This is a genomic window from Anabaena sp. 4-3, assembly GCF_001597745.1.
In the GTDB taxonomy this organism is placed as follows: domain Bacteria; phylum Cyanobacteriota; class Cyanobacteriia; order Cyanobacteriales; family Nostocaceae; genus Trichormus.
The window spans coordinates 458,898-475,081 of record NZ_LUHJ01000026.1 but is presented as its reverse complement, the minus strand read 5'-3'; the positions used below and the strand labels follow the sequence as shown (position 1 = coordinate 475,081).

The following is a 16,184-nucleotide window of genomic DNA, read 5'->3' as shown; positions in this document are numbered from 1 at the left end:
CAGCATCAACTAATTAAAATTAATTTCCAACCATTTCTCAAATCGCAAAAATTTCTCTACTGCGAAAAATATCTAATGCTGTTTGTATTTGTTCTGGAGATGGTGGAGAAGTATTTTCTAACAGGTATTCAAAACCTAATTCTCGCCATTTGTATTCTCCCATTTGATGAAATGGCAAGACTTCTACTCTTTCCACATTATTGAATGGGGCAATAAAATCAGCTACCCCAGTAATATTTTTTGGGTCATCAGTTAAGCCTGGGACTAGAACAAATCTAATCCAAGTAGGCTGATTAATTGCATTGAGATATTTAGCAAAAGTTAGTGATGGTTCAATATTAGCACCTGTAACTTTAGTGTAAGTCACTGGGTCAGATGATTTAATATCTAGTAAGACTAAATCTACAAATTCTAATACAGATTTAGCAGATTCTAAGTTACAGAAGCCAGAAGTATTTAATGCTGTATGAATTCCTAATGCTTGACAACGTTTAAATATTTCTCGCACAAAACCAGCTTGCATTAATGGTTCTCCGCCACTGATTGTGACACCACCACCAGAATATTTCATGTAAGATGTATACTTTTGAATTTCTGTCACCAGTTCGTCAACGCTGATTTGTTTACCATTTTCCAGGTAGCGACAATCAACATTGCTGCAATAAAGGCAACGTAATGGACAACCAGATGTGAAAATTAAGAATCGAATACCAGGCCCGTCAACTGTTGCACAACTTTCTACTGAATGTATGTAGCCAGAATTATTTATTTCTGCACATAGGTGACTATTTTCTATTGTGTGATGTTCGATTGGAAAAGTTGATAATTTGAGATTGTCCATGAATTTTACCTAATTTGACATCACCCATCAACCTGTCTTTTGACTCTGACATAAGTTATAAATCACAAATGTGAGGAAGTTGTGGGGATTGATTGCTGTAAACAATCAATTTCAGAAATTCAACATAAAATCATGATGGGATAGATACCCGACTTCTTTGACTGGGTATTACCTTTTTTCAAGTTGACTTACTTATCTATTTAAAAAATCATCAGCTTCTTAATTTAGATGAGTTGAAATTAAACGTACAATATCCCTAACAGGTTGGAGAAGTCAGGGATATGATCGGCTTAAAGATGCGATTAATCGCGTCTATACAAGTGAGTTATTAGCAGTTAAAATCGTGCGTGGAATGTCCGCTTAATCACATCAAGTTGCTGTTCTCGTGTCAATTTAATAAAGTTGACTGCGTAACCTGAAACCCTAATAGTTAGCTGTGGATATAACTCTGGATGTTCCATTGCATCTAGCAACATTTCCCGCTTCAAGACGTTAACATTGATGTGGTGTCCGCCGTCATGGAAGTAACTATCAAGCATTCCCACGAGGTTGTTGATTTGGTCAACTTCTAATTTACCTAAAGCAGATGGTACGATTGAGAACGTGTTGGAAATACCATCTTGTGCGTATTCGTAAGGAATTTTAGCTACTGATTCTAAGGAAGCGATCGCACCTTTACTATCCCGTCCGTGCATGGGGTTTGCACCCGGTGCAAAGGGTTCACCGGCTTTTCTGCCGTCGGGTGTGTTACCCGTTTTCTTCCCATACACAACGTTGGAGGTAATGGTTAATACTGATTGTGTGGGTATGGCTTGGCGATAAGTGGGATGTTTACGCAGTTCGTTCATGAATTTGGTCACTAAATTTACTGCTATTTCATCAACTTGATTGTCGTTATTACCATATTTGGGAAAATCGCCGCTAATTTCATAATCAACGGCTAATCCGGTTTCATTGCGTAATACTTTAACTTTGGCGTATTTGATCGCAGATAAAGCATCTGTCACCACCGATAAACCCGCAATCCCGCAAGCCATTGTCCGTAAAATATCCCGGTCATGCAATGCCATTTCGATGCGTTCATAGCAGTATTTATCGTGCATATAATGAATGACGTTGAGGGTGTTGATATAAGCTTTTGCCAACCACGCCATCATGATTTCTAAGCGATCCCACACCTGTTGCTCATCCAGATATTCACCAGTGATAGGTGCAATTGGTGGTGCCACTTGTTCGCCAGATTTTTCATCTTTACCGCCGTTGATAGCGTACAGCAAGCACTTAGCTAGATTGACTCTCGCGCCAAAAAACTGCATTTGCTTACCAATTCTCATAGCTGAGACGCAACAGGCGATCGCATAATCATCTCCCCAGTATGCACGCATCAAATCATCGTTCTCATACTGAATAGAGCTAGTATTAATTGAAACTTTTGTACAAAAACGTTTAAAGTTCTCTGGCAAGCTTTCCGACCACAACACGGTTAAATTTGGTTCTGGTGCTGCGCCTAAATTATACAAAGTATGCAGGATACGGAAACTATTTTTAGTTACCAAAGGTCTACCATCTTCACCGACACCACCCACACATTCTGTTACCCAAGTGGGATCACCAGAAAAAAGTTGATTGTAATCAGGTGTCCGCAAAAATCTGACCATTCGCAGTTTCATCACAAAATGGTCGATGATTTCTTGCAGTTCGGACTCGCTGACTTTACCTTGTTCTAAGTCCCGTTCAAAGTAGATATCAAGAAACGTAGAAACTCGTCCCAAAGACATCGCCGCACCGTTTTGTTCTTTGACAGCAGCGAGGTAGCCAAAATATAACCACTGTACAGCTTCTTTCGCCGTGGCTGCGGGTTGGCCAATATCAAACCCGTAGCTTGCAGCCATTGTCTTTAATTCAAACAAGGCTTTGATTTGTTCAGAAACTTCTTCGCGGCGGCGAATTGTGTCTTCATCGATGACATCTAATTCTAAAGATGTGAGTTGTGCTTTTTTGTCTTCGATCAGAGCATCAACACCATACAAAGCCACTCGTCGATAATCACCTATAATTCTGCCGCGCCCGTAAGCGTCTGGTAATCCAGTAATAATACCATAATGCCGACATAAGCGCATTTCGCGGGTGTAGGCATCAAATACGCCATCGTTATGGGTTTTGCGGTATTTAGTAAATATCTCTGCGGTTTGAGAATTGATTTCGTAACCGTAAGCTTTTAATGAATCTTTAACTACACGAATCCCACCTAACGGCATGATGGCACGTTTCAGGGGTTTTTCTGTTTGCAATCCAACTATTTGTTCCAGTTCGCGGTTAATATAACCCGGTTGATGGGAGGTAATTGTGGAAACAACTTCTGTATCTGTATCTAGAATACCCTTTTCGCGCTCAACTGCCATTAAGTCTTTGACTTGCTCCCAGAGTGCTTGAGTTGTGGGAGTTGCACCTGTTAAAAAAGATTCATTACCACTGTAAAGGGTGTAATTTTTTTGGATGAAGTCGCGAACGTCGATTTCTTCTATCCATTTGCCAGTTTTAAAGCCTTGCCATTGTGCCAACATTTGAGATTCCCCCCAGTTGATGAAGCTGATAATAGACTGCGGTATCTTCTTTGGGATAACGTAGCACCTTTGACTTTGATGTTAACGCAGTTTTAGGTGAGCAATTTCTAGGGGGTGAAGCGAGATGTCGAATTGGAGCGAGTTTTGGGCAAAAATTAAAGTTTTATAATAAAATTTGTGCTTGCTCAGTTAGATGAGCCGTAATCAGGACTTACGCAACTGGCATAATAGTCGGGTGCGTCAGATATCAACAATCTGTTTATTGATAGCATTAAGACATATTTCATGTGACAATTGCGTAAGCCATTGTATTTTTAACTACTAATCCAGCGTTGAAAAGTTACGTAGATAGCAGTTCCCACCTGGATAGGCATCAAGGCTATCAGGCTTTTCCAAAAATAATGAATTTCTAAGTTAGACATAACACTAAAGTAACCCACACCTAGCAACAGGAACATGATCCAGGCGATTTGTTTACGTTTAATAGTTTGCATATCAGTTGAAATGAATTGCAAGTATGACAGTAGGTTTTAGGGGAGCAGGGGAGCAGGGGAGCAGGGGAGCGGAGGAAGCGGAGGAAGAAACACTTTTACCCAGTCCCTTCCAGTCCCCATGCCCTGTTTTTCTAAAACCAACCTTGCTTGTTCACGATATAAGTATTAACAAATTCTTCGGGCGACTTGTTTAAATAAATCATGCCTTCAATCAAGCCGATGAGTTGCATAATCAGCAATGTCATTCCATAGGAAAAAACACCGCCAACTAAAGTTATAACTAACATAATAAAGCCTTCTGGCGCGTATCCCAAAATGAATTTATGCACGCCAAAGCCACCAAAAATAATTCCACAATACCCAGCTACAAGTTGTTTGTTACTTTGACTAGGATTGAGATTTGCCATATAGTTGTTGCTCCTTGAAACTAAGTATAGAATGAAGTTCTTTAGTATGATGAAATCCAGTAAATATATTTACTCAGTAAATATATTTTATCTGTCCGCATGGAGCCGTTTAACTCCTCATTTCATGGTGTAAAATGAATTTTTTACAATCTGAAATTGTAACTTGCTCAATATTAAGATAAATTTCTTCATCTTGGTATTGACTTTATTTATGATGTGCTTAGGAGGTTACTAATCATTTTGATTACATAACCTCGCACAAGAGTATTACAGATTTTTAGGGAATGTTCCTCTTTCAAAAGAATTAATTCCCCATGAGGGTAAAAGTGGCCTTAACATACCAATTTTTACGATTGTATCAGTCTTATCTCCGGATATTTTGAGGAGATAGTTACAGTCTTGAAGATATTTTTAATGCAATGAATCTGCTGGATATATTGAGGGAATGTTGCCTCTAGTTGTCCAGTGCATTACCAATACTTAAACCTAAAAAAATTGCTCAGATGATACTTTCTTGCATGCCATAGTTGCATCCCAATGGAATTAGTCAGGGGATAATTCCAGTTTGGGATGTTGATTCAGGCAATCAAACAGGCAAAAACGGTTCATTTATCTAGATGATAATCAATGTTGACCTAAAATTTTTGTAACTTAGGTAACAGTATCATTAGATATGGTTTTGCATCTGGCAGATTTGCCATCAAGCTACTATTTATTTTATGGATGTTGGCACTGAAATTAACCAACAAATTATGTGATATCTTGCACGATTCTCAATAAGTTCCAGGCGATGCACAGCCAACAGGGTAAAACTAAGAGTCTTAGCAACTAGCAAGCAATGCCCACCCTACTAAAATTGTCATCAAGTGACAGGTGCAAGATGTGTTACTTTGTATAGCCAGATATAACCCGATATTTTCATGATTGACAACAGTGTGGTTAACGTTGTCTTAATTACTGCTACCCAAGAGGAACAGACTCAGTAGAGTGCCACTATTCCAGAGGCTGTGTAGCAGCATAGGTGCTAGTAGATTGCGCGATCGCGTGTACACTACTCCTAAGACGATGCCCAAGGCGGTGAGTGGTAGAATTTCCGATAAACTCAGGTGAGCGATCGCAAACAACAAAGCACTGATGAGAATGGCTCCCCATACAGATAAATAACGAGTCAACGAGGGTAGTAAAAAACCGCGAAACAATAATTCTTCAAACAAAGGAGCTGCGATCGCCGCAGTCAAGTAAAATATCCCCAAGGCTACAAAGTCTTGACTTTCCAAAGCCAACTGTAACAGAGGGTTACTACCACCCTGACCTTGCCATAGCTGCTGATTAATCAAAGACACGATCACAACAATTGGTAAAGCGGCGCAATATCCCCCCAATCCCCACCACAACCAATTATCCAGCCACTGGAAGCGAAACCAGTATTTTGGTAACGGGAAAAAGCGTTTAATTGACACATACAGCACGGACAGCGCACCCAAGGCTACCAGGATGTAACTAATTAATACAGAAGCCGCTTGCAGTCGTACACTGGTAATCGGACGGGGGATAGGGAGTAGCAAGAGCAAAAACGGCACGATTACCTGTCCCATGAAGAAAAAGCCGACGACAAACACCTGTAAAATCGTTTCGCCATCCCAAGGAGTTGTCCAAGTTAAATCAGCATTTTGAGCTAACAAAGCTTCCTTGCCCTTGAGTAAGCGTTGAGCAACTAAGACAATTATCAGAATTAACCCAATTAAAGCTGCCACAGTCGGGACAGTACCAATCACTGCTAACTTAAACACGGCTGCCGTCGCCGCTTCTTGTTGTGCAGCTTGCACTTGTAACAAAGCTTCTTGTCGTTGCTGGAGTTGGTAAAGTTGCGTCAAACTTGTCGAACGAAACCAACCATCTAAATTTTGTTGAATTAATTGTTGAGCATTCGGAAGAATAAGCGGAGTTTCATTCCACAATCCACTTAACACAGCCGCAGTTTGGGCAATTTCTGGTTTAATATCAGAGCGTTGTTGTAATTCACTCCAAGCTTTCAGGGCTGTATCTGTCTGTCCTTGCTGTGCTTGTAAAATCCCCAATTGTAAGTCTAATTCAGCCAAGAATTTTTGCAATTGCTCAAGAGACTGTTGCAACTGCTGTTGCTTTTCGGAATTAGAGATTTCAGTTGTGGGAGATTTCTCTGGTAATGGTTTCGGAGGTGTGGGAGTGGGAGCGACAGAGTTGAGTTGTGCAATACTATTTTTAACTTTTACCAAATTAGTTTGCACAGATTGACGTGTTTCCTGATATTCCTTGGTAGCACTCTCTAGAGGTTGTTGCCCTAGTATTGCTTGGCGAAATCCCTCGTAGCTATCATCATCTTGACTATCTGCTGGTTTCCAAGCTTGCGCTTGCAGAGCCAGATTAGTTTGGTACAGTTCCAAGCGAGTTTGAAACTGTGGTTCTTGCCAGCTACCGTAGAGAGATGAAGCGGCTAATAAAGTTGCTACCAGCGTCAGAAATGTTAAAACCAGTCGCTTAATTGTCATCTTTCCCCCTTGAACGAACCAGTGGAGAGTGCCTCCCCTTGGGAATTATAAGGGATATACTGAAGACACTGCGACTACCCTGCTACGGCAAGCTGACGCGAAAGAGCAATTATACTTACCTCTAACGTAGGAGGTAATTTTGTCTGCGATCGGGCAAATTTAAATAAGTAAATCCTTTCACAACAACCAATGACTCAAAAACCACAGTCAGATTTGAAAGTTGCTGCTACCACCAGAATTTGGGGAATCACTGTTGGGATTTTAGCAGTTTGCATTCCACTTTCAGCTGTTACCAGAAGCGGCCCTATTTTGCCTTTAGCAGCTATTGGCGGTGCAGCTGCTGGGACTTTTGCCGTATGGCGTGATGATAAAAAATCCCCATCTCACTCTTTATCACGGCGACAGGTGGAACTATTAGAGCAAAGAATCGCCAATTTAGAAACGATCATCAGTAGTGATGACTTGGAACTCCACAGAAAAATTCAGCAGCTAGAATCTAGCAAAACTCACAACTTACCACATCAATCTCCGACACCGGAACATAAATCTTGAAATTTTTCACTACATATCATTGATCACAAATTGCAAATATAGCTATCAGCTTTTGTAACACAAGGTTACTATTAAATAATTTTTTTAAATTAGCTGGTTCACAATCTTAGACAACTTTTTCAAATCATACTCTGATTTAGAAAGATAACTGTTTCTAGGAAACAGTATCTCATTGCTAAGGTTAGTTAGAATTGTCGAACATCATTATAAATTCTCAATACCTCAGTCGTATCCAGCAATCAAAGGTTTCAATCCTCACCCGTACTGGTGGATATTCTCTGCGAAAAATACCTTTGTTTGTGTTCTATTAGACTGCGAGGATTACGGAATTTTTAATTAACTATAAGTTATAAACTTGAGTCATTGCATTGGTATAGCTTACCTTAAGTATGCAAAATTGTGCCGCAGGAATGCAGATGGATTGGATTAGCTTACTCAAAGCTCAACAGGCTGACTTCCTTCAACGTGTGAAAAAGCCCAAGACTTATGATTTATCTTTGTTAGAAAGTCAAGTCAAAGGTTGTCACAGTGAAGTTATGGCATTTTGTGGGGATCAATTGACAAAAATCCTCGAATTGTCACGCAAACAAGCCGAAATCCTCGCTAAAAATCCCCCTCCCATACCCCCGGAATATCCTGAACCCCCTGATTGGACGATACCATTTCCCAAATACTTCCAACAACAAGCCGAAGACTATATCTTGCGGGAGCAAATTGTGGAGCGTATCATTACAACGCGCTTAGGCAAGCTACTCCAGAAAGTTCCCCAAGATACTGTACAGAATATGGTATTAGACGATGAAGGAAACTTGCGTAGTGAAAGTAAATTTACTTATTTGCTAGCAAACAATCCTAAGCTGAGTGTACAAGTTTATGTAGCTGATGGAGAAAGTTTTAATGGTATAAAGAAAGATAGAATTAAGTGGTCAGTTACTCAAGATGATTTAAGAAACCACCAAGTATTAATTTTTTTGTGTTTATTTTATCCATCTACAGGTAAGTTGGGTTACGAAAAACAAGCTGTAATTGCTGGCTTTTTACCCACAAATCAAGTTGGATTAACAGAACCAAAAATGTATGTTACTCCCAGTCAATTGTTGTATTCTGGGGGTTTGGGTTGGTATTTAGAATCACTAACGGTGAAAAAAGATATCACCACAGATATCTTGCCCATCGTGGTTGAGAGAACAATCCCAGAAACAATTCAAACTGTATCATCAGACCATCCTAAAAAAGAAATTGTTGGGGATTGGGAATGTTGGCAGACATTGAAAGGACACACTAGAGGCATTAATTGTTTAGCTTTTAGTTCCAAGTTTGATCACGGCACAATTACACCCATATTAGCAAGCGGAAGTTATGGACAAACAAAGCTATGGGATTTAAGCAAGGGTGATTTAATTGATACGTTGTCAGAATATCCTTGGGTGTTGTCTGGGCTAATAGATGAAGTCAGTTCTTTAGCGTTTAGTGCTGATGGACAGATGTTAGTTAGTGGCGGCGCAGACTCTACAATTAAAATCTGGCATTCCGGCGCACTGGATTTAATCGATATTCTGCACAAACATCATGGCGTGGTGCGGTGCGTGGCGTTCACTCCTGATGGTAGAATGTTAGCTACTGGTGGCGACGATCGCAAAATTTTGTTCTGGGATTTGATGAGCCGTCAGGTGAAAGCTACCCTATCTTTAGATGATACGGCTGCCCATTCGTTAGTTTTAAGCCGTGATGGGCAGACTTTAGTGACTGGTAGTTATCGTAAAATCAAAGTCTGGCATACTTCCGAACCTTGGGGTACTAAAAATCTCAAAGATAAACAACCACAGCATACCCTCATGGGTCATTCTCACATAGTTCGGGCTTTAGCGATGAGTGCAGATGCTCAATGGCTGGTGAGTGGTAGCTGGGATCAGACAATTAAAATCTGGCATTTGGAAACTGGTAAATTAATTCGCACACTCAAGGGACATCAAGATAAAGTATATGCGATCGCTCTGAGTCCCGATGAGCAAATTATTGCTAGTGCTGGTGCTGATCAAACTATCAAATTATGGCATCTTGACTCTGGGGAGTTATTAGCTACCTTTACAGGTCATACTGATGTTGTCACCGCACTCACTTTTACCAGTTCCGGCGATATGTTGGTGAGTGGAAGTTTAGATAAAACCATTAAAATTTGGCAGAGGAGTTAAAAATCCCAGCGTTGCTGATATCTATTTTATGTGAGCCTCGACCAAGTATATGATGTAGAGACGTTATATATAACGTCTCTATTGTTCAGTGCATTTTCAAAAACAAATAATATTAGCGCACATACAGTATATTTCATGTTAGTGAAGTACATAAGGGCGGGCAAGATGCCCAACGCCACTTGCTACAAGTCGGCAGAGCCACCCAACGCAGTGGCTCCCCCACAACATTTTTTATATTAGATATTTACTTTATTTACTTGCAAAGTGCTGTAATTAAAATATCCCGTTTATACTACTCATTTATGACTATTACCAGTCAACCTCAGCTAAGTTTAGACGAATTTCTCCAATTACCGGAAACTAAACCAGCATCAGAATTTATCAACGGTGATATTATTCAAAAACTTATGCCTCAAGGTGAACATAGCGTACTTCAAGGTAAGTTATGTGAAGTCATTAACCAATTAACTGAAAACCAAAAAATTGCTTATGCTTTTCCAGAATTGCGTTGCACCTTCGGCGGTGCTTCTATAGTTCCTGATGTGGCTGTGTTTCGCTGGGAGAGAATTCCGAAAACTGCATCGGGGAGAATTGCTAACCGTTTTGAAATTCATCCTGATTGGACTATAGAAATTCTTTCTCCAGAGCAAAAATTAAAACAAGTTTTGAGTAAATTATTGCTGTGTTCGCGCAATGGCACAGAATTAGGTTGGTTACTCAACCCAGAAGATGACAGTGTTTTAGGGGTGTTTCCTGGTCAGCGTGTAGAATTATACGAAGGTACAGATAAGTTACCTGTACTTGAGGGGATTGAGTTGGAATTAACAGTTGAACAGGTTTTTACTTGGTTAAGTTTTGCATGAAAAAAGCGATCGCCTATATAATCATGTTGAGATTCTCTCAGCTTGTCGAGTGACTACAAATTTCTATACACCTCATCATCATTACGCTTACCAACGCGAAAAACATCAACTAGCTGATTTTCTCTATCAATGGTGTACAAAATCCTGTACTCACCTTGATCAACACGATATCCGCCTTCGTATCCTTTCAAAGCTTTGCTATCTTGGGGTTGAGGATTACTTTGCAGTGAAAATATTTTTGATACAACCTGCTTAAACTGTTTTGCTTGCAAGTCTAATAAATCTTTTTCAGCAGTCTTAGCAATTCTCAAAGTATAGCGTTCACTCATTTCCACGCTTGCTGATAATTTCGTCTAGCGTGGTAAACCCGTCATTTTCTGCAACTGCACGACGCAATTCTTCGGAATCAATCGCGTCTTCTATCGCTTCTAACAGTTGCAAATCTTTAATCCCAATAATTGCTACTGCTGATTTTCCGTGGCGTTGAATGACGATGCGTTCGCCACCATACTCAGCACGATTGATTAAATTTTGAAAATTAGCACGAGCCTCGGTTGCGCTGATAAAAGTCATAGCTTTTAGCATCAGTATATCACTAACTATACCACAAAATATAAAATTTGTACAATTTAATAAAAATATACAAAGTTTACATTTTTAATTGTACAGGTATGAAAAAAGCGATCGCCCGATCAAGAGCGATCGCCCATCTAATTTAATCTACAATTGTTAAACCAAAAGAGTTTGCAACAATGGTTTATCTGGTGACAACTTACCAGTCCGTAACCATTCTACTAATTCCTCTGGTGCTTGAGCTTGGTTGAGACGTTCCCGGAGTGCAGCACCTTCGAGAATTTCTTTTTGTAACAAATCCTGTGCAGTCTGTTCTAACAACTCACGGTTTTGTTGTAAAATGCTCAAAGCAATGTGGTGAGCATTATCTACAATCTGCTTCACTTCGCGGTCAATTTCCTCAGCCACTTTTGGACTAATGGAACGGCGAGGATTTCCGTAACCTTCAATAAATTGCTGTTGAATTTTCTCAAACGCCACTGGCCCTAATTGGTCACTCATCCCGTACAAAGTAACATAGCGTTCTGCTAAGTCGGTGGCTTTTTGAATATCATCACTCGCACCAGTCGAGACTTTACCAAAAACTACTTCTTCGGCGGAACGTCCACCTAATAGGGTAGCAATACGACCGCGAATTTCATCTTCAATCATCAAGAAGCGGTCTTCTTCCGGCATTTGGATTGTATAACCCAATGCACCCACACCGCGAGGAACTACTGATATTTTTTCTACCCTACCAGCCCCAGGCATCAATGCCCCAATGATAGCGTGACCAACTTCGTGATAAGCGACGGTTGTCTTCTCGGTTTCATTTAACACACGAGAGCGTTTTTCTAAACCAGCCACAACCCGCTCAATGGCTTCATTAAAATCTGCCATGACAACGGCGGGGCGATTTTGTCTAGCTGCTAACAGTGCAGCTTCATTGACAAGGTTAGCTAAATCTGCGCCAGCAAAGCCGGGTGTTTTGATAGCAATTTTACCCAAGTCAACGTCATCAGCTAGTTTAACATTTCTGGCGTGGACGTTAAGAATAGCTTCTCGACCAATTTTATCAGGACGATCTACCACAACTTGACGGTCGAAGCGACCAGGACGACGCAAAGCGGGGTCAAGCACTTCGGGACGGTTGGTAGCGGCGATGATAATTACGCCTGTGTTAGCGTCAAAACCATCCATTTCGGTGAGTAACTGGTTAAGGGTTTGTTCCCGTTCATCGTTACCACCGACAAAACCACCAGCACCACCGCGAGATTTACCTAGTGCGTCTAACTCATCGATGAAGACAATACAGGGGGCTTGTTTTTTGGCTTGTTCAAACAAGTCTCGCACACGAGCCGCACCCACACCGACAAACAACTCGATAAATTCTGAACCGGAGATACTAAAGAATGGTACACCAGCTTCACCAGCGATCGCTTTCGCTAACAGGGTTTTACCAGTTCCCGGCGGCCCTACTAGCAACACACCTTTGGGGATTTTTGCCCCTAATTTCGTGTATTTACCTGCATTTTTCAGGAAATCAACAATTTCTTCTAGTTCGGTTTTAGCTTCATCTACCCCAGCCACATCGGGGAATTTTACCCCAGTGCTACCTTCCGAGTAAATGCGGGCTTTGCTTTTACCTACAGTTAAAGCAGCCGGGCCTCCACCTTGACGATTGATTAAAAATGCCCAAATACCGAAGAAAATTAAGGGTGGTGCTACCCAGCTAAGTATAGTCCCAATCCAACCGTTTTGATTTGGTGGGGGTGCGGCAAATTCTACATTGTTGTCGCGGAGAATTTTCGGTAAGTCCAAATCTATGGCGACGGGTGTAGTAGTAAATACCTGCTCAATGGGTTGACCTTCTGGGGTTTGAGTTTTGATAGAATACTCAATGCGATCGCCACCTACCATCGCCCGGTCTACTTTACCAGCTTGCACTTGAGCAATAAACTCACTGTAGGGAACTTGTGGTAAACGGGGGCCGAAAAAGCTCGGTACTATAAAATTTAGTAGTAACAGCAAGGTCAGCAGAATCAAAAAACTGCCGCCAAACTGGCGTAATCTAGGCGGTTTGATTTTGTTGTTATTATCTTTTTCTACAGGCATTTTGATATTACCTCATTAGTCATTAGTTATTAGTTATTAGTCATTAGTCATTAGTCATTGGTTATTCTTCCTCCGCTTCCTCTACTTCCTCATCTCTCCCAGTCCCCAGTCCCCAGTCCCAAGATTAAGACAGAATGTGAATTGTAACGGTTTGTGTAGTTATAGGTCTATTGTAGAGAGTGGGTATTGCAGTCTAAATTAGTGGATACCCTACCGAAAAATGTGTATTGCCGTACTGTGATGGAAAATCAGCTAGGTTTTATCGTCAAATTGCTTGTAATTTCAACGTTGCTATCGGTTTTGCTGAAGTATACTGCGCCTCATCCACCGATTCCCGCTACAGATGTGAATGCTTTGATTATTGTGTTGTTACCGACAGTGATTATGGCGATCGCATTGTGGTGGCGATCGCAAACACAAAAACAAACTTAACTAAAATTCTCTAGGCGAAAGTCATCAAAATCGGCTAACCTAACGGCATTGTTAAAAATCTGCATCACCCCAACAGCAGGGAGTCAGCCTGTGAACCTTGGTCAATGGATCGGCTTAATCGCCATAGTTCTATCTTTATATACATTGTGGCAAATTCGGGAAGTGCTGTTGCTGATGTTTGCCGCAGTTGTCTTAGCTACTACTTTAAATCGGTTAGCCAAACGCTTCCAACGTTCCGGGTTAAAGCGGGGGTTTGCCGTTTTGCTGTCAGTAGCTATTTTTCTAGCTGGTGTAATTGGTTTTTTCTGGTTAATTGTGCCACCATTCGCCCAGCAGTTTAACGAACTGACATATCGTGTTCCCCAAGGTTTAGACCGTTTTAACACTTGGCTTGACGAACTGAGAACTCGCATCCCTCCCCAATTAATTCCCTACATACCGGATATTAATAGTTTAATTGAGCAAGCCCAGCCCTTTGTAAATCGGGCGTTAGGTAGTTCTTTTGCTTTTGTCTCTGGTTCTTTGGAAGTGTTGCTAAAAGTGCTGCTAGTGTTGGTGTTAACAGGAATGTTACTAGCTGACCCTTTAGCTTACCGTAAAGTATTTGTGAGGTTGTTCCCCTCATTTTATCGCCGACGGGTAGAGGGGATTTTAGATAAATGTGAAGTCTCCTTAGAGGGATGGGTGACAGGTGCTACCATTGCGATGGGTGTGGTAGGGCTGATGAGTGTCACTGGCTTATCAGTTTTAGGTGTGAAAGCGGCACTGGCGTTAGGCGTATTAGCAGGATTTTTAAATTTAATTCCCAACTTAGGCCCGACAATGAGTGTTGTCCCAGCAATGGCGATCGCGCTTCTCGATCATCCTTGGAAAGCTGTTGCTGTGTTAATTCTCTACTTTATTATTCAACAACTGGAAAGTAATTTTATTACGCCTGTGGTCATGGCGCATCAAGTTTCATTACTGCCAGCCGTCACGTTAATTTCTCAATTATTTTTCGTGACTTTCTTCGGCTTTTTAGGATTATTTTTAGCCTTACCTTTAACAGTTGTCGCTAAAATTTGGGTGCAAGAAGTATTAATTAAAGATGTTTTAGATGAATGGGGAAAAAGCCATGAGTCAGAGACTGAGTTAGTGATAGTTTCTCCCTCTCCTGCAATTGATGACAAATGGTCAGATGATGACCCTGTGAACAATTTTAATGATGATGCGGTGTCACCAGAAGATTAGATAATGATACAAAAAAAATTGTAGGTTGGGGAGCCATCGCCGTGGACGGGTTTCCCGGCTTGGGCGAATGGCGTTTGACGTAAGGAAACCCAACACCAATATTTTAGTTGGGTTGCGCTGCGCTTAACCCAACCTACATCTAAAGTCCAACTGATGTCATAAATTATTTGGCAGGAATATCAAACCAAGATTAGGATGTAAATCCGCTACAAAAAAATGCGAACTATTGCGGAAATTAACGAGAAAATTCGCCGCAAAACGGCGGTAGTATTAACAGCTGAGGAACTAAAAGCACGAGTGGCGGAAGTCGGAGTCAGTAAAGTTGCCAAACAGGTTGATGTTGTCACCACTGGCACTTTTGAGCCGATGGAATCAAGTGGTGCAATTATTAACTTAGGGCATACTGACCCACCGATAAAAATTCGTCGGTGTTGGGTGGATGGTGTACCTGCTTACACTGGTTTTGGTGCAGTTGATTTATATTTGGGTGCTAGCTGTGCTGTAGATACGATGGATGGGGAAGAAGTCCGAGAACGGGGCGGTGGCCATGTCATCCAAGATTTGATTGCAGGTAAACCTGTTCATATCCGCGCTCAAGGACAAGTTACTGACTGTTATCCTAGGGGAAGTTTTGAGACTGCGATTACCCGCGACACGATAAATCAGTTTTATTTATATAATCCGCGCAATCTTTATCAAAATTTTATCGTCGGCGTGAATGGAGGCGATCGCCCACTTCACACTTATCTCGGCCCTCTACAACCACGTTTAGGTAATGCCGTCTATTCAAACCCTGGTGCAATTTCTCCCCTATTTAACGACCCCAATTTACAACTAATTGGCATTGGCACGCGCATTTTTTTAGGTGGTGGTGTAGGTTACGTAGCTTGGGAAGGTACACAACATTTTCCTTTACAAAAGCGGTTAGCGAATCAAACACCGATTGGGCCGGCTGCTACTTTAGCCTTAATTGGTGATGCTAAACAAATGAACACCCGTTGGGTAAGGGGTTGTTACTTTAAAAATTATGGCCCTTCCTTGATGTTGGGTGTAGGTGTACCCATACCAATATTGAATGAACAAGTAGTAGAACACTGTGCAGTTCAAGACCAAGATTTAGTCGCGCCCATAGTAGATTTTTCCATACCTCGGCGTGTGCGTCCGACATTTGGCTTGGTGACTTACGCCCAACTGAAGTCAGGGCGGATCACGATAGAGGGTAAAACAGTACGGGCTGCACCTTTGGCTAGTCTGTTTTTATCTCGGCAAGTTGCCCTAGAGTTAAAAAAATGGATTGCAGCCGGTAGTTTTACCCTCACCGAACCAGTAGCCCCAATGCCGATGGAACGTTCTTTTCTGCCTCAAGACAGGAGAACGGACTTTTAAGGCAGGGGCAGAGGGGCAGAGGAGACTT

General features: G+C 41.4%; 14 protein-coding genes. 6 read left to right on the top strand and 8 right to left on the bottom strand.

Annotation, left to right across the window (positions count from 1 at the left end):
• Window positions 1-37: 37 nt before the first annotated feature.
• From pflA to A3775_RS08535, 5 genes are all read right to left on the bottom strand, one after another.
• Window positions 38-841 carry a pyruvate formate-lyase-activating protein gene (pflA, locus tag A3775_RS08555; protein ID WP_082803701.1) on the bottom strand — a complete coding sequence of 268 codons (804 nt, stop codon included), beginning with the start codon at window positions 839-841 and terminating at the stop codon, window positions 38-40.
• A gap of 335 nt (window positions 842-1,176) precedes the next feature.
• On the bottom strand, window positions 1,177-3,405 hold the full coding sequence (pflB, locus tag A3775_RS08550; RefSeq protein ID WP_066377670.1) for a formate C-acetyltransferase: 2,229 nt from the start codon (window positions 3,403-3,405) through the stop codon (window positions 1,177-1,179).
• A gap of 314 nt (window positions 3,406-3,719) precedes the next feature.
• Window positions 3,720-3,899, bottom strand: coding sequence for a hypothetical protein (locus A3775_RS08545; RefSeq protein WP_066424539.1), 180 nt, complete (start codon window positions 3,897-3,899; stop codon window positions 3,720-3,722).
• A gap of 131 nt (window positions 3,900-4,030) precedes the next feature.
• Window positions 4,031-4,306: a TM2 domain-containing protein gene (locus A3775_RS08540; protein WP_066377673.1), complete on the bottom strand. Its 276-nt coding sequence runs from the start codon at window positions 4,304-4,306 to the stop codon at window positions 4,031-4,033.
• A gap of 950 nt (window positions 4,307-5,256) precedes the next feature.
• Window positions 5,257-6,834, bottom strand: coding sequence for a CPBP family intramembrane glutamic endopeptidase (locus A3775_RS08535; protein ID WP_066377674.1), 1,578 nt, complete (start codon window positions 6,832-6,834; stop codon window positions 5,257-5,259).
• Window positions 6,835-7,023: 189 nt separating this feature from the next.
• On the opposite strand from A3775_RS08535, the gene A3775_RS08530 reads away from it, so the two are divergent.
• The 3 genes from A3775_RS08530 to A3775_RS08520 all read left to right on the top strand — a co-directional run bounded on the left by A3775_RS08530 (window position 7,024) and on the right by A3775_RS08520 (window position 10,441).
• Entirely contained in the window at window positions 7,024-7,386 is a 363-nt protein-coding gene (locus tag A3775_RS08530) for a hypothetical protein (RefSeq protein ID WP_066377675.1), read from the top strand.
• A gap of 416 nt (window positions 7,387-7,802) precedes the next feature.
• Window positions 7,803-9,578, top strand: coding sequence for a WD40 repeat domain-containing protein (locus tag A3775_RS08525; RefSeq protein WP_082803700.1), 1,776 nt, complete (start codon window positions 7,803-7,805; stop codon window positions 9,576-9,578).
• 302 nt (window positions 9,579-9,880) lie between these two features.
• Window positions 9,881-10,441: a Uma2 family endonuclease gene (locus A3775_RS08520; RefSeq protein WP_066377789.1), complete on the top strand. Its 561-nt coding sequence runs from the start codon at window positions 9,881-9,883 to the stop codon at window positions 10,439-10,441.
• A 53-nt stretch (window positions 10,442-10,494) separates the two neighbouring features.
• On the opposite strand, the gene A3775_RS08515 is transcribed toward A3775_RS08520, so the two are convergent.
• The 3 genes from A3775_RS08515 to ftsH form a co-directional block, all read right to left on the bottom strand.
• Window positions 10,495-10,770: a type II toxin-antitoxin system RelE/ParE family toxin gene (locus A3775_RS08515; RefSeq protein ID WP_066377676.1), complete on the bottom strand. Its 276-nt coding sequence runs from the start codon at window positions 10,768-10,770 to the stop codon at window positions 10,495-10,497.
• Entirely contained in the window at window positions 10,763-11,014 is a 252-nt protein-coding gene (locus A3775_RS08510; RefSeq protein ID WP_066377677.1) for a type II toxin-antitoxin system Phd/YefM family antitoxin, read from the bottom strand. The genes A3775_RS08515 and A3775_RS08510 overlap by 8 nt, the downstream gene beginning before the upstream one ends.
• Window positions 11,015-11,170: 156 nt before the next feature.
• Window positions 11,171-13,108 carry an ATP-dependent zinc metalloprotease FtsH gene (gene ftsH, locus A3775_RS08505; RefSeq protein WP_066377678.1) on the bottom strand — a complete coding sequence of 646 codons (1,938 nt, stop codon included), beginning with the start codon at window positions 13,106-13,108 and terminating at the stop codon, window positions 11,171-11,173.
• Window positions 13,109-13,348: 240 nt separating this feature from the next.
• On the opposite strand from ftsH, the gene A3775_RS08500 reads away from it, so the two are divergent.
• The 3 genes from A3775_RS08500 (at window position 13,349) to A3775_RS08490 (ending at window position 16,156) form a co-directional block, all read left to right on the top strand.
• Window positions 13,349-13,540, top strand: a complete 192-nt coding sequence (locus tag A3775_RS08500; protein ID WP_066377679.1) for a hypothetical protein — start codon at window positions 13,349-13,351, stop codon at window positions 13,538-13,540.
• Window positions 13,541-13,630: 90 nt separating this feature from the next.
• Window positions 13,631-14,770: an AI-2E family transporter gene (locus A3775_RS08495; RefSeq protein WP_066377680.1), complete on the top strand. Its 1,140-nt coding sequence runs from the start codon at window positions 13,631-13,633 to the stop codon at window positions 14,768-14,770.
• A gap of 216 nt (window positions 14,771-14,986) precedes the next feature.
• Window positions 14,987-16,156: a homocysteine biosynthesis protein gene (locus A3775_RS08490; RefSeq protein WP_066424538.1), complete on the top strand. Its 1,170-nt coding sequence runs from the start codon at window positions 14,987-14,989 to the stop codon at window positions 16,154-16,156.
• Window positions 16,157-16,184 lie beyond the last annotated feature (28 nt).

Coding starts and splice junctions, on each gene's coding strand:
- pflA (WP_082803701.1), bottom strand. CDS start 841: ATGGACAATCTCAAATTATCAACTTTTCCAATCGAACATCACACAATA.
- pflB (WP_066377670.1), bottom strand. CDS start 3,405: ATGTTGGCACAATGGCAAGGCTTTAAAACTGGCAAATGGATAGAAGAA.
- A3775_RS08545 (WP_066424539.1), bottom strand. CDS start 3,899: ATGCAAACTATTAAACGTAAACAAATCGCCTGGATCATGTTCCTGTTG.
- A3775_RS08540 (WP_066377673.1), bottom strand. CDS start 4,306: ATGGCAAATCTCAATCCTAGTCAAAGTAACAAACAACTTGTAGCTGGG.
- A3775_RS08535 (WP_066377674.1), bottom strand. CDS start 6,834: ATGACAATTAAGCGACTGGTTTTAACATTTCTGACGCTGGTAGCAACT.
- A3775_RS08530 (WP_066377675.1), top strand. CDS start 7,024: ATGACTCAAAAACCACAGTCAGATTTGAAAGTTGCTGCTACCACCAGA.
- A3775_RS08525 (WP_082803700.1), top strand. CDS start 7,803: ATGGATTGGATTAGCTTACTCAAAGCTCAACAGGCTGACTTCCTTCAA.
- A3775_RS08520 (WP_066377789.1), top strand. CDS start 9,881: ATGACTATTACCAGTCAACCTCAGCTAAGTTTAGACGAATTTCTCCAA.
- A3775_RS08515 (WP_066377676.1), bottom strand. CDS start 10,770: ATGAGTGAACGCTATACTTTGAGAATTGCTAAGACTGCTGAAAAAGAT.
- A3775_RS08510 (WP_066377677.1), bottom strand. CDS start 11,014: ATGACTTTTATCAGCGCAACCGAGGCTCGTGCTAATTTTCAAAATTTA.
- ftsH (WP_066377678.1), bottom strand. CDS start 13,108: ATGCCTGTAGAAAAAGATAATAACAACAAAATCAAACCGCCTAGATTA.
- A3775_RS08500 (WP_066377679.1), top strand. CDS start 13,349: ATGGAAAATCAGCTAGGTTTTATCGTCAAATTGCTTGTAATTTCAACG.
- A3775_RS08490 (WP_066424538.1), top strand. CDS start 14,987: ATGCGAACTATTGCGGAAATTAACGAGAAAATTCGCCGCAAAACGGCG.